A 13,242-nucleotide genomic window follows, 5' to 3' on the forward strand; every position below is an offset into this window, starting at 1 on the left:
TGTACTGTTTTTATTGAAATTGAATGTAGCTTGGTTTTGGTGTGAATTTTAACAATTCTTCCGGAGTATACATTTTTGAATTGTTCCAATTGTCATTTTTGTAAAACAATTTAAAACCAGTAAACTGTACCGGCTCTCTATAAATATAAGTCAGATAGGTTGATCTTTTTAAGACTCTGCTCCCAAAACCATCCATATCCATCACTACCTGAACCTCAGGAAGCGTTTTTATTCTCTTATAGTCAGTTACCATTCCTTGAGTGAAACGGTGTACAACAAGAACTTTAGGCGTCAGTTTGTTTTCGCGAACAACCTTAGCTAGAATATCAATAGCGTCATTTATATCATCGGCTGTAAAACTACCAATTTTAGTTCCAGGAACATGACCGTTTTTTAGTGAAAACTCAGGGTCAATTCCTAGATGAACATTGGGTAAGGAAAGGTATTTTACCAATTCGCTTACTTCGGCCTTTACGGTGCTGTGTCCCACTTGGATGTCTAAAAACACTAAAGCATCTATGGGTTTAGCCCAACTTATTATGGTGTCTATTTGTTTGAACGGCATGCGCATGCGATACATGTTTGCGCTTCCTGGCGATCCTTGAGCCGTAACGGCTATGTAATGCAATGCCGGAATCGCTTTTACCGTAGAATCGGCTGCGTTCCATTTGGCAACCTCTCCTTGCAATTTTGCTATCATTTGGGCTCTTGGAATTTCACCTAAAATCCCCATTCTTGTGGAATATAAATTTCCGTAAAAGGCAATGATTCTATTGTAAGGCAATAGCGCTCCGGGTAAAGGATATGGCGTTTTAACGGGCCACCTTCCAGTAGTATCGTTGTTGCTTAGCGCAATCATTCTTTTATTATAGTCTAAAGTGTCTATCGTAGATTGCACCTTTTTCTTTACAGAATCTATCTTTACTTCTGTAATTTTTTCATTTCCTTTTACTTCATCGGCAGCTTTACCTTGATTGCAACTAGAAACTAAAATTAATTGGGTAAAAATAAGGAAGATAATTGCTGTCTTTTTCATAAAATAAATATAGAGGTTTAATACTGCAAATGTAAAGTATTTTAGGACCTAAGAGCAATTATATACGATGATCTTAGGTTTGGAATTTATATAATTCACGGATCCGAATGTAGCATTTCCGTTATTTAAATATTCTATCAGAATTGGATTATAATATCAGTTTTGCGTGCAATTAATTTTTGGAATCGTAATCGAGAGTAAGCGCGAAAGTTTCTTTTGTTGTATTAAGCCAATACTTTCTACTAATTTTTCCTTGTCGAATTTTAAAAAAATATGTAGTTAATATACAATAAATACCTTTAGAAATGGCGGTATTTGTTGTATTATAAAGTAGTAGCCCTGCTAGGAATCGAACCTAGATCAAAAGTTTAGGAAACTCCCATTCTATCCGTTGAACTACAGGGCTGTAAATTAGAAAAAGCTGTCATTAAAATTGCATCAGTAGGAAGGATTAAATATAAGGTAACAAATAATCTTCCTCTTCATTTTCCGGGTCTTTTTGATATTTCAAAGGTATTATATTTCCTTTAACTTTAAAAATGGAGTTTCTGAGAATAGTCCTTTTTATTAAAAACATTTTGGTTTTGTAGCAAGCAATTAAAAGGCTAATTTTATAAATAATTTCAATCTTTATTTAAATCTAAGTCCTTGAATACAAAAGCACGTTTGGTTTTTAGTCTTTTTATAATCCAATTTTACTTTTCCCCAGTTTTTGGACAAGTAAAAAAAGACACGACTTCGCTTGCTGAAATAGTTATAAAAGCGGCTCCTATTCAGGTATCATTGCAAAATTCAGCTTCTTCTGTGGCAGTGATCCAAAGAACGGATTTGGACAAAAGTGATGGAATAATCCTGACTTCGGTATTGAATAAAATTCCGGGGATTAATATGCAGCAAGGAAGTTTGAATACCAATCGAATCAGTATTCGCGGAATAGGCGCTCGTTCTCAATATGGAACTAGCAGAATTAAAGCTTACTTTGAAGATATTCCATTGACAAATGGGGAAGGAGATACGACTATCGAAGATATCGATCTAGAAACTATTGGCGGAATCGAAATTAGTAAAGGTCCTAACAATACTAGCTTTGGCTCGGGACTAGGCGGTGTGATTCATTTGTTTGCTCGAGAAACTTCTAAAAAAAAAACTTTCGCAAAATCGGTGACGACTTATGGTAGTTATGGTTTAATCAAACAAAGTCTGGGCGCTGGTTATAGTGATGCTAATTCGAATTTGTTTTCTAATTATACACATTTACAAAGTGATGGCTTTCGGGCTAACAGTTCTTATGATCGGAAGTCGGTTAACGTGCATGCAAAACAAAAATTAGGAGTAAAAGGGAGTTTGTCTTTTTTGGGAATATTTACTCGTCTGAAAGCATTTATTCCAAGTTCTATAAATGAAAATGATTTTAGAAATCATCCCGAAAAAGCAGCGAGCACTTGGGCAGCTGCACAAGGGTATGAGTCGTATGACAAATCACTTTTGGGCATAGGATACCAACATTTATTTTCTGATAAATGGTCTTTTAAGAGTAGTGTTTTTTCTAATTTCAAAAAAGCGTACGAGCCAAGGCCTTTTAATATTTTGGACGAAAAAACAAATGGATTAGGTTTTCGATCTTCATTAAATTATAAAGCTAGATTATTTTCATTGCCTTTTGAAGCCAGTGTTGGAACTGAAATTTTAGCGGAGCAATATAGATTTTCTCTTTTCGAAAATTTGTATGTATCGCAGCCTGGTCAGGGAAGTATTGCAGGAGCCGAATTTAGCAAGATGAAACAGAATCGGAATTATAGTAATTATTTTTTAGAAGTGAATATTGAGCTTGTGAAAAACCTTCATTTAGAAAGTGGCTTGGCTTTAAATACTACAAAATATACACTGGAAGATGTTTTCCTAGAAAACGGAAAACAATTAGAACAAGGCTATACTTTTGGGAAAGTTTGGTCGCCCAGAGTAGGAATGTCTTATCAGTTAAGCGGCGGAAAAAATATATTTGGCTCTATTAGTAAAGGATTTTCAGTGCCTTTAGTTGCCGAAACGCTCACTCCCGAAGGTCAAATCAATACCGACTTAAAGCCAGAAGTCGGACTTAATTATGAATTGGGTTTTAAAGGGCATTGGTTAAAATCAAAATTACACACAGAAGTCGTTTTCTATAGCACCCAAATCAGCAATTTATTAGTAGCGCGTCGTACTGCTGATGATCAGTTTGTGGGGATTAATGCAGGAGAAAGTTCACATCGTGGAATTGAATTCGCCTTTAATTATGCGCTTTTAAAAACGACCAATTTTGAAATAAGCACTTACTTCTCCGCTTCTTTGAATGACTTTAAATTTAAAGATTTTGTTGATAATGGAATCGATTATTCTGGTAATCGATTGACCGGAGTTCCCAATCAACAATGGAACGCAGGGATTGACTTGAAAACAGCTAGCGGATTTAGTTTCAATAGCTCTTTTACGAGTATGGGAAAAATCCCTATGAATGATTCGAATACAAAATACAGCGAGTCCTATTCGCTTTTGGATATCAAAGTAGCTTATAGTTGCACTCTCCTAAAAGTTTTGAAAGCAACAGTAAGCAGCGGAATTAATAATGTACTAGATCGCAAGTATGCCGCTAGTATTTTGCCTAATGCTACTGCTTTTGGCAACGCAGCGCCGCGGTATTATTATCCAGGAAGTCCAATCCAGTTTTATGGCGGGCTTTCCGTTACTTATCTTTTTTTATAAAATAACTTGCTTATTGCTTTACGGCTTCAACTTGTTCCAGACTAATTATTTTTGGATTTTTGTTGCTCCAAGAGTTTCTAATATAATTCATCACATCAGCCACTTCTTGATTTGATAATCCAATGGAAGGCATAGTACTATTAAACTTTTTTCCGTTGACCACAATTTCACCGCTTTGCCCAAATTTTATAGCATGAATACTTTGAGTGTTTTTTTTGCTGAGCCAATCAGAACCGTCCAAAGTAGGAAAGTTTTTAGAATCTCCCTTGCCGCTCGCAAGATGGCATTGCATGCAGAAATCAGCATAAACTTCTTTGCCATTAGCGATGCTTTTTTCTAAGGCAGTCTTTTCCTGATCGACTTTGGCAACAGCCAGATAATCACTTTCTTTATGTAAAGTAAAGGCTTGAATAGTATTCGAAAAATAGAACGCAGACGAGAGTGAAATGGCGAATCCTAAAATTAGTTTAGATGTTAACATATTAATTGGGGATAATTTTAAGAATTCCTTTTCCTTCTACACCTATGTAAATGTAGCCGTCTGGACCTTGAGCTACATTTCGTAAACGCCCAATATCAGTGGCAATTTTTTGTCGCCCAATGATTTTATTTCCGTCTAATTTCACTAATTCTAAGTATTGAAATTTTAGGGAACCTACAAGCAAATGTCCTTTCCAGTCAGGATAGCGATCGCTAGTTACAAAAGCCATTCCGCTTGGTGCGATAGAAGGAAGCCAATAGTAAATAGGGTCTTCAATTCCCGGTTTTTGCTGTATTTTGCTTATGGTCGTGTTGTCATAATCGATTCCGTAAGTAACAATAGGCCAGCCGTAATTTGCGGCTTTTTTGATAATGTTGATTTCATCGCCTCCTTTTGGACCGTGTTCGTGTTCCCAAATGTCTCCTGTAAGAGGGTTCATCGCTAATCCTTGTGGATTTCTGTTACCATAAGTATAAATGGCTTCTTTTGCGTTTTCTTGACCTACAAAAGGATTGTCTTTTGGAATACTACCATCGTCATTTAGACGGTATATTTTTCCGTTGTCGCGAGTGATGTCTTGTGGATTTACAAAATGGTTGCCTCGTTCTCCTGCTGAGAAATAAAGAAATCCCGCTTTATCAAAAACAATTCGAGAACCAAAATGTTGGCCTTTGGTCGTATTAGGACCTGCTTTGTATAAAGATTCAATCTGTGTCAGTGCTCCGTTTAGCAATTTAGCACGAATGAGTTTGGTGTTTCCGCCCTCGCCTTCTCCCTCAGTAGAGGCATACGTGATATAAATCCAGCCATTTTTAGCATAGTCAGGATGCACGGCAATATCAAGTAATCCTCCTTGTCCGCGATTGTAAACAGCAGGAACATTTTTTATTTCTGTTTTCAGCCCATTTTTAATTTGGTTTAGAGTCCCACTTTTTTCGGTAACTAACAAAGTTCCGTCGGGCAGCCAAGTCATTCCCCAAGGATTTTGAATGTCTGAAGCGACTGTTTCAAAAGTATAACTTATCACTTCATCCTGTATGGGAATATCGTTTGGCTTTTCCTGTGCTTTGCAGCTAATAAAAAAAAACAGAAGTAGTATGGGTGTGATTCTTTTCATGATTTTCTTTTTTTAAATCGCTTTTCAATAAATCAAAGTACTCGAAGATAGTAAAAGAAGCGAAGCGAAACAATCTAATTTAGAAAATCGAGCAGAGCCGTTTGTTAAATCAGAGTTTGTTTCCAATTGGTTTTGGAAGAAAAAATTAGGATTATAGTCAGTAAAGAAGGTCAGATTTTAAATTGAGTGGATCAGCGTATGACATTTTTTTATCGCGATTCAGATTGAATTGTGCAGAGGGTTTTTGTTTTTTTTGTTTATCTTTGCTTCATAAATGTTAAACAAAAGGCTTTGGTGTTTTAAAATATAGCTTTTGAAGCTTGTAGATAGACTTTTGCTTAACATAAAACATTGGTAAACAGAAAAAAGAGGGGAGCTAATAGTTAATTATTTAGATCTCTTACATTAAAAGAAAATCACATGAAAAGTAAAATACCCGATAATGTTGTCTACTCCGCTGAGGAAGGATTTAATGCCAATATATTGCCTTACGCTACAAATGTGGGTGCTCCAGTAATTAGAGTTGATGATGTTGTTTCTTGGAAAAGTAGGGGAATTGATAATGTAAACAAAGAGCTAGGAAATAAATTCAACGAATTACGAATTCAATATCAAAAGTTGATGGAAGAATACGAATGGAATGAGTTGGTTTATAGTGCTAAATTTTCATTTGAGCCTGTTATTGGCGAAATCTATCATTTATATAGAGATGCTAATGGGGTAAACTTTCTCTCTTTGATAGGGCCGCAAGAATGGAATAGAGAACACATTGGTACCTTTAAACTCAATAGTGATAAAAAATGGATACTACTAAAAGCACAGAACTCTGCTATATACTAGATTTAGTTTGTCCTATTCATAAAGAGTAGGTAGTACTATTAATTAGTGCTTCATTATAAGAAACGGATTCTAATGTATTTTCTGCGATGGTATCGCAGGTCAAAATATAAACCGTAAATCGTCAATGAATTGCACATGTATCGAAATTTATTCCACATAATATTGTTTTAATCTAAAGATACGGAATTTTAAAGGAAGTGTGATCTAAGACGTTAATTTTTTGTGAGTGGAAGTTGGTTTGAAATATTAAAATGAATATTTTGAGATCGAATCATTATTTAATTATTTGTGGTAATAATTGAAACAAACTCCCCAACAACTCTCATAGAAGCACTATTTTCTTCATTGATAATAATATCTTTATAGGAAGAATCAAATGAATTAGGTTTTAAAGCAATTGATTTGTGTTCATAACCTTCTTCAGTTACTGATTTTTCACTTGAATAGGTCTTAATTGTAAAAGCCGAATTGAAATCTTGATCTTGAATGTCAATATTTTCAACTAAAACTATTTTTCCGTTTCTACTACCACCGGTATAAGGCTTAAATAAACAAATTGAGCCATTAGGAATCACTCTACTCATTGATTCTCCAATTATTTTACATGCAAAATAGTCACTTTGAGAATTTGCAGGTCCTTCAATTAGTGTAAATTCTTTCTCAGATTGAATTTCACTAAATGTTCCAGCTGCTGCATAGAAATCATATAAAGGGATTGGATTCTGTAAAATTGGTTCAAAATCTATAGTTGATTGAAACTCGTTCTTTTCTGCTTTCTTTTGAGGTTTTTCAGCTTTAACGGTTATTTTTTCTTCCAAATAATTATACATCGAAGGTGAAACCGGATTTGCTAAATTGAACCGGATTTTAACAACTGAAACTTGTTTCCCGCTATCGTTACCCATCGTGGTTTGCTCAATCTGATTCATTTCAGGGCTGACTTCTCCCATATAATAAAAGTCCATTCCTTCATCATTATTTTTTTTGATAAAAAGAGGAAGTCTAATTGGACCGTTTTCGCCCAGAATAGATTGAACGTCATTACTATTTATTTTTCTATTTGATTTTGACATCCAATCAAATTCCTTAGTATTTACAAACTTATCTTCATATTTAGTAGATTCAGATATGTCTTCTTCTTTGTGATAGTTTACAAAAATAGGACAATGAGTATTGTCGGGACTTACTAAATACCCTCCTACATTTTGTGCTACTGGATTTTCTTTAGTGTTCAATATTCTAAAAACATCTTTTCGCGAATATTTTCGATAAAGTAAAAACCCTTTTTGCCAATTATGAGCTTCAAATAGTTTGTTAAATTCATAGATGGAATAATCGGTACAATCAATTAGAAATGTTTTAAATGTCTCTTGACTTAAATAAGAGAGAAATGTAGTTGAGAATATAAAATTTTCGTTCTCTAATCTTATAATATTCAAATTATAAATATCCTTTACAGAAATCAGCTTCCCTTCTTTTTTTTCTCTAATAAATTCAAAATTTAAGTTTGTGATACAAGATTGAATTGTTTCATCAGAAACGGTATAATAATACTTTTTTAATATAGTTTCTTTTAAACTAGTTAATGAAAGCTGTCCATTGCTAATTAATAGTTTGATGATTAAGCTTTCTTCAACTCTTTTTGAATTATTTATTTCTTTAGCAAACAATTCTAAAAGTTTAATTTGTTCTCTTTCAAATTCGGAATTGTATTCTTGCTCAACTTTGATAATGAAATTATAATACGAATTAGAATAAGTAACATATAAATATGGATCTCTAGAGCCATGCTTTATAAAATCCATCATCATTGGTATTCTACCAAGCTTAAATTTTAACAAGTTGTAATCTTTCTTCAAATCAGAGAACAATTGCATGTTTGCAGAGTCAATGGATTGAAATATTTTCTCTTTAGTGATTTCGTCAAAGTTAATTGTCGACGAGCCGGGAATCATCCTACTACCTTCAGTGACTAATTTTCGAAGGGAATCTTTGTTGTATGAAGTATCGCCATAAAGTGCAATTGGAATTAGATAGTTGTTTTCATAGTTTCCAATAAAATCAATAACAGTCACATAGTTTTTCCCTTCAACTTTTCTTAATCCTCTACCTAATTGCTGAATAAAAATGATAGCTGATTCAGTTGGTCGAAGCATAATAATCTGATTGATTTTAGGAATGTCAATACCTTCATTGAAAATATCAACTGTAAAAATGTAATCAAGTTTGTCACGTATGTTATCCGATTCTAATCTTTCAATTGCGTTTGCTCTTTCTACTTCTGTACTATCACCAGTTAAGGATATTGATTTAAGTCCATTTGAATTAAATAAGTCGGATAGTTCAATAGCTTCTTTTTTTCTAGAACAAAAAATTAATCCTCTAGTAATACCGTTATCACTTCCGTAAAACTTCGCTTGTTCTATTATTCTTTTTACTCTTTCGGCAGAAACTAATAAGTTAAAGTCTGATTTATTGTCAATCACATTACTGTCGATTAATAAATCGGAGACACCATAATAATGAAATGGGCTGAGCATTTCTTCTTCCATTGCTCGGTTTAACCGAATCTCATAAGCAATATTGTGGTCAAATAATTGAAATATATCGTTACCATCAGTTCGTTCAGGAGTAGCTGTCATTCCCAAGAGAAACTGTGGTTCAAAATAATCTATTAAACGCAAGTATGAATCTGCACCAGATCTATGCGTTTCATCAATGATTATATAATCAAAATGATCTTTTGCAAAGCTTTTGAGATGTGCTGATTTTGAAATTGTTTGAATTGTTGAAAACACGAAATCACATTCTAATTCTCGCTTTTCACCAGAATACAACCCCATTGTTTTATTTTCTCCAAAAACTTTTTGAAAGGTCTTTAATGAATCCTTTGCAATGGTCAATCGATGTACTACAAACAGCAACTTTTTAGGATTAAATTCTTTTGCATCGAATGCTGATAAATAAGTTTTTCCTGTTCCTGTTGCAGATATTATTAAAGCTTTGTTTTTATTGTCCTTTCGTAAATTTTCTAAATTTCCCAATGCTTCTATTTGCATTGCATTAGGAGTTGTTGGAGTTATGGTTTCATTTAACCCTTCGATTTTACTTGTTAGAAATTGCTTTTTATAAATTTCTTCGTAACGAAAAATATAATCAGTTGTAACTGGTGTTGCTTTTGCAAAATCAGTTTGGAATTCACCGAGTACATTTTCAACTAAACCACTTTCATCTAAGGCCGAGACTTTAATATTCCATTCCTTGTTGGTTGATAAGGCTTGGGCCGTTAAATTACTACTACCAACAATTAGATTGTAATGATCATTATTTTTAAAAATGTAACCTTTGGCATGCGCGTTTCCAGTTGTAGCAATTCTTAAGTCAATATTTTTAAAACGTAATAACCTCTTTAATGCCTCAGGTTGGGTAAAATTCAGATATTGTGAAACTAAAATTTGGCCTTTTATTTCACGATTTTCTAATTCTTTTAATTTGTTAATTATTGTTGCAACTCCACTTGTTGTAACAAACGCTACAGAAATATAAAACTGATTGCAATTTTCAAGTTCTTGAAGTATTGTTGAAAGTACTTTTTTTGCTGGTTTTTTTTGATTGACAAGTAACTCCGGCTGATAAGCTGCGTCAGATAAAACATTTTTATCCACGTAGCCAGTTTGTAAACTGGAATTGAAAATTTGAATTATCTTATCCATTCATTATTAATTTATTTACAATCGGGATATCTGCCGCTGCCCAATCAAGCTTTTTAAGTTCGCTAATAGGTAACCATTCTTGAGCAATATGTTCATTTAGGATGAGTTCTTTAGATGTTGCTTCACAAATAAAACTATGCATTGTTAATTCAAAATCTGGGTATTGATGAATAACTGTAAGAAACAAAGATTTAATATCTGTTACAACATCAAGTTCTTCAACTAATTCACGTTTTAAGGCTTCTTTTTGTGTTTCACCTTCTTCTATTTTTCCGCCTGGAAATTCAAATTTCTCTGATATATACGATAACTTATTTTTGGGTCTTTGAACACACAAAATTTTATCTTCAAAATATATTATTGCTGCAACGACTTCAACTTTTTTCATTCTTAACCTTTGTTTCTCGTACATACTCTTTCTATGTAGAATGAGTGTTCTACTATATTTTTATTTTTAAGCTATACAAATATATAGGTTTATTCTCAACAACTGCGACGTTTTGAGTTCTTATCATTTTTTTCCTTTTGCAAATTTTAAGTAGTAAAAAACAACGTTTTTTAAATTGAATAGACTTTAATTGAAATATCAAATTCTCGTAGAATCAAATCTCTTATAGCCCTGACTGCAATCGAATTCCTGATGCAATAGACTGTTGTTTTTCGAGGGGTAAAAGTGCGAGTGCAAGAAGCTACGCTTTTACATTTTACAGAAAGAAGGCTAATTTATCGAATGATTTCAGTATTAAGTACTTTAGAAAGACTTTCAAACCAGACTCCATTTACAAACGAGGTTAACTGAATCTAGGGGTTATTAAAAAAGCGCATCGGTAATCTTGAAAAACTATATAGATAAAAAGGTTGTAGTAAAAGAGGATTTAGTTATTTTGGGGATAATAACGAAGTTGATGTAAAAAACACAGCAAATGGAAATAATTGATAAGCTAGCTTGGATTGAAATTGTAAACAAGAAAATTCTTTCTACAAGATCTTTTGGAAAGGATAAATTCTATATCCCCGGAGGTAAAAGGGAAAATTTTGAGACTGACGAGCAAGCTCTATGTAGAGAAATAAAAGAAGAGCTTAGTGTTAATTTAATTTCTGATACACTAGAATTTATTGGGGTTTTTCAAGCTCAAGCTCATGGACATTCTGCAGGCACCTTTGTAAAGATGACTTGTTATTCTGCAAACTATACTGGACTACTAAGAGCAGATTCAGAAATCGAAGAAATGGTATGGCTAAATTATTCAGATAAAGATAAAATATCTGAAGTGGATAAGTTGATTTTTGATTTCTTAAAAAAGAAAAACGTGTTAGAGTAAGCACTTGTCAGTCAGTCATTCTTTGAATTTTCATACAAGAAAAGCCGTTCTATCTTGCATCTTCAGTATCAAACATCTTAGAAATACTTTTTTGCAATTTTTGGCTGGTATTTTGACCACTCTCAATTGAATGTGTTTATAGCTTTAGCTCCTGGCTTTTTTCAGGTAGTTTTAAGCGCTTGTAAATGCGTTCCTATGTATTTGTAAGAATTTTAGTTTTTGGCTTGTTGTGGTGTGTCGAGATGTAGTATGTAAAATAAAAGCTACTCCAAATCGCGAGCTTTCATCAAATACGAAAGTAGTAAAAACAAAAAAGACCTTACATTGCTGTAAAGTCTTTTTAAAAAGCTCCCTCTCTTGGGCTCGAACCAAGGACCCTCTGATTAACAGTCAGATGCTCTAACCAACTGAGCTAAGAAGGAAACTGTATGTCTATATTCTGGTAATGAATGAACGTTTTTGTGTGCTTATTGCTGATGTTTGTTTCAGCTGTAAAGCGGTGCAAAGATAGGGGTAAATTTGATATCTGCAAGCAAAAATTAAACTTTTTTCACTTTTTTTTTACTTGCCTACAATTGCTTTATAAATGTCATTTCCGTTAGCAAATAGTAGTAGTGTTATAAGTAATACGAAACCAACCATTTGTGCATTCTCTAGGAATTTGTCGCTTGGTTTTTTACCTGAAATTATTTCGTATAATAAAAACATTACATGTCCACCATCAAGTGCCGGAATAGGTAATAAGTTCATAACACCTAGCATAATTGATAATAATGCCGTGATGGTCCAGAAAGTTTCCCAGCTCCATGTACTTGGGAAAATATCAAATATGGCTTTAAAACCACCTACTTGTTTGTATGCACCTGTACTTGGACTAAAAATCATCTTTAGTTGTTTCCCGTAACCTACTAACTGATCTTTTCCTTTTGTGATTCCTACCGGAATTGATTCCATAAAAGTGAATTCTTGCGTACTCACCTTGTAGTAGCCTAGTTTTTCTAGGTTAGCGATGCTTAAACCTCCTACACCTACACCTAGTTTTCCTTCTTTATCAACCGTTATTGGAACTTGTGTTTCTTTTTGATCTCTAAGAACAACAGTTGAAATCGTTTTTCCTTTGTTGTTATCCAAAATTGTCTTTGCTTCATCAAAGTATTTTATTTTTTGACCATTAAGGGCAAGAACTAAATCCTTTGGCTCTAAAGCAGTATTCACTGATCCTTCTGAAACGCCACTAATTACAAATGGCATTCTGATTCCTACAAGGGTGCTTTTTTCAAACTTTGACAATTGATCGATAAAATCAATAGGCATTTGTATTTCTTGTTGGCTTCCGTTTCTTTCGATCAACACTTTTTTAGACATGATGATTTTCATGTTGATGTCGTTGTCAAACCTAGCTATTTTTTGGCCATCTGCTGAGATGATTTTATCTCCAGTTTTAAAACCTGCATTTATCATGGCTTGATTCTCGATCAATACACCGTCTTGAAAGTCAGAGTTAGCAATATAAGTATCACCGTAAGCAAATGCCATCCCGATGTAAATGATGAATGCCAAAATGAAATTTACCGTAACACCACCCAACATGATGATCAAACGTTGGTAAGCCGGTTTAGATCTGAATTCCCATGGTTGAGGTGGCAAAGCCATTTGTTCCTTGTCCATGCTCTCATCAATCATTCCAGAAATTTTCACATAGCCACCCAAAGGCAACCAGCCAATTCCGTATTCCGTTTCTCCGATTTTCTTTTTTATAAGAGAATATTTGACATCAAAAAACAAGTAAAATTTTTCGACTCTGGTTTTAAATAACTTAGCAGGAATAAAATGTCCTAGTTCGTGAAGTATAATAAGTAATGATAAACTCAATAAAAATTGAGAAAGCTTGATAAATAAATCCATTTTTAAATTTTAATTCTTTTTACAACTCACAAAAGTAAGGTTTTCTATTTGTTTAATTTACAATAATTGTTCCATAGCATTTTAAATGT

Annotated in this window: 9 protein-coding genes and 2 tRNA genes; 3 read left to right on the plus strand and 8 right to left on the minus strand. The window is 33.5% G+C overall.

Features of this window, described 5'->3' with window-relative positions:
* Window positions 1-10: 10 nt before the first annotated feature.
* Together HJ01_RS03370 and HJ01_RS03375 are read right to left on the minus strand one after the other, a co-directional pair.
* A complete protein-coding gene (locus HJ01_RS03370; RefSeq protein WP_007136887.1) occupies window positions 11-1,036 on the minus strand; it encodes a hypothetical protein in 1,026 nt (341 codons plus the stop codon).
* Window positions 1,037-1,370: 334 nt separating this feature from the next.
* Window positions 1,371-1,442, minus strand: a tRNA-Arg gene (locus HJ01_RS03375).
* Between the two features lie 242 nt (window positions 1,443-1,684).
* Here HJ01_RS03375 and HJ01_RS03380 point away from each other — a divergent pair.
* Window positions 1,685-3,775, plus strand: coding sequence for a TonB-dependent receptor family protein (locus HJ01_RS03380; RefSeq protein WP_007136889.1), 2,091 nt, complete (start codon window positions 1,685-1,687; stop codon window positions 3,773-3,775).
* 10 nt (window positions 3,776-3,785) lie between these two features.
* On the opposite strand, the gene HJ01_RS03385 is transcribed toward HJ01_RS03380, so the two are convergent.
* Both HJ01_RS03385 and HJ01_RS03390 read right to left on the minus strand, forming a co-directional pair.
* Window positions 3,786-4,256, minus strand: coding sequence for a c-type cytochrome (locus tag HJ01_RS03385; protein ID WP_007136890.1), 471 nt, complete (start codon window positions 4,254-4,256; stop codon window positions 3,786-3,788).
* A 1-nt stretch (window position 4,257) separates the two neighbouring features.
* Window positions 4,258-5,373: a PQQ-dependent sugar dehydrogenase gene (locus HJ01_RS03390; protein WP_007136891.1), complete on the minus strand. Its 1,116-nt coding sequence runs from the start codon at window positions 5,371-5,373 to the stop codon at window positions 4,258-4,260.
* 420 nt (window positions 5,374-5,793) lie between these two features.
* Between HJ01_RS03390 and HJ01_RS03395 the strand changes: the two genes are divergently transcribed.
* Entirely contained in the window at window positions 5,794-6,213 is a 420-nt protein-coding gene (locus HJ01_RS03395; RefSeq protein ID WP_007136892.1) for a DUF2452 domain-containing protein, read from the plus strand.
* A 278-nt stretch (window positions 6,214-6,491) separates the two neighbouring features.
* Here HJ01_RS03395 and HJ01_RS03400 read toward each other — a convergent pair whose 3' ends face one another.
* Both HJ01_RS03400 and HJ01_RS03405 read right to left on the minus strand, forming a co-directional pair.
* On the minus strand, window positions 6,492-9,926 hold the full coding sequence (locus tag HJ01_RS03400) for a DUF3427 domain-containing protein (protein ID WP_007136893.1): 3,435 nt from the start codon (window positions 9,924-9,926) through the stop codon (window positions 6,492-6,494).
* The gene (locus HJ01_RS03405; protein ID WP_007136894.1) at window positions 9,919-10,314 is read right to left on the minus strand and encodes a (deoxy)nucleoside triphosphate pyrophosphohydrolase; all 396 of its coding nucleotides are present in this window, start codon (window positions 10,312-10,314) and stop codon (window positions 9,919-9,921) included. Before HJ01_RS03405 ends, HJ01_RS03400 begins: the two co-directional genes overlap by 8 nt.
* Before the next feature lie 535 nt (window positions 10,315-10,849).
* On the opposite strand from HJ01_RS03405, the gene HJ01_RS03410 reads away from it, so the two are divergent.
* Complete coding sequence (locus tag HJ01_RS03410; RefSeq protein ID WP_007136895.1) at window positions 10,850-11,248, plus strand: NUDIX hydrolase; 399 nt, start codon at window positions 10,850-10,852, stop codon at window positions 11,246-11,248.
* A 348-nt stretch (window positions 11,249-11,596) separates the two neighbouring features.
* Here HJ01_RS03410 and HJ01_RS03415 read toward each other — a convergent pair.
* Together HJ01_RS03415 and rseP are read right to left on the minus strand one after the other, a co-directional pair.
* A tRNA-Asn gene (locus HJ01_RS03415) sits at window positions 11,597-11,670 on the minus strand.
* Between the two features lie 139 nt (window positions 11,671-11,809).
* Window positions 11,810-13,153 carry an RIP metalloprotease RseP gene (rseP, locus tag HJ01_RS03420; protein WP_007136896.1) on the minus strand — a complete coding sequence of 448 codons (1,344 nt, stop codon included), beginning with the start codon at window positions 13,151-13,153 and terminating at the stop codon, window positions 11,810-11,812.
* Window positions 13,154-13,242 lie beyond the last annotated feature (89 nt).

This window comes from Flavobacterium frigoris PS1 (assembly GCF_000252125.1).
Taxonomy (GTDB): Bacteria; Bacteroidota; Bacteroidia; order Flavobacteriales; family Flavobacteriaceae; genus Flavobacterium; species Flavobacterium frigoris_A.

Excerpts from the sequence above, each read along its gene's own strand:
- rseP (WP_007136896.1), bottom strand. The coding sequence starts at position 13,153 with ATGGATTTATTTATCAAGCTTTCTCAATTTTTATTGAGTTTATCATTA.
- HJ01_RS03390 (WP_007136891.1), bottom strand. The coding sequence starts at position 5,373 with ATGAAAAGAATCACACCCATACTACTTCTGTTTTTTTTTATTAGCTGC.
- HJ01_RS03385 (WP_007136890.1), bottom strand. The coding sequence starts at position 4,256 with ATGTTAACATCTAAACTAATTTTAGGATTCGCCATTTCACTCTCGTCT.
- HJ01_RS03370 (WP_007136887.1), bottom strand. The coding sequence starts at position 1,036 with ATGAAAAAGACAGCAATTATCTTCCTTATTTTTACCCAATTAATTTTA.
- HJ01_RS03405 (WP_007136894.1), bottom strand. The coding sequence starts at position 10,314 with ATGAAAAAAGTTGAAGTCGTTGCAGCAATAATATATTTTGAAGATAAA.
- HJ01_RS03395 (WP_007136892.1), top strand. The coding sequence starts at position 5,794 with ATGAAAAGTAAAATACCCGATAATGTTGTCTACTCCGCTGAGGAAGGA.
- HJ01_RS03410 (WP_007136895.1), top strand. The coding sequence starts at position 10,850 with ATGGAAATAATTGATAAGCTAGCTTGGATTGAAATTGTAAACAAGAAA.
- HJ01_RS03400 (WP_007136893.1), bottom strand. The coding sequence starts at position 9,926 with ATGGATAAGATAATTCAAATTTTCAATTCCAGTTTACAAACTGGCTAC.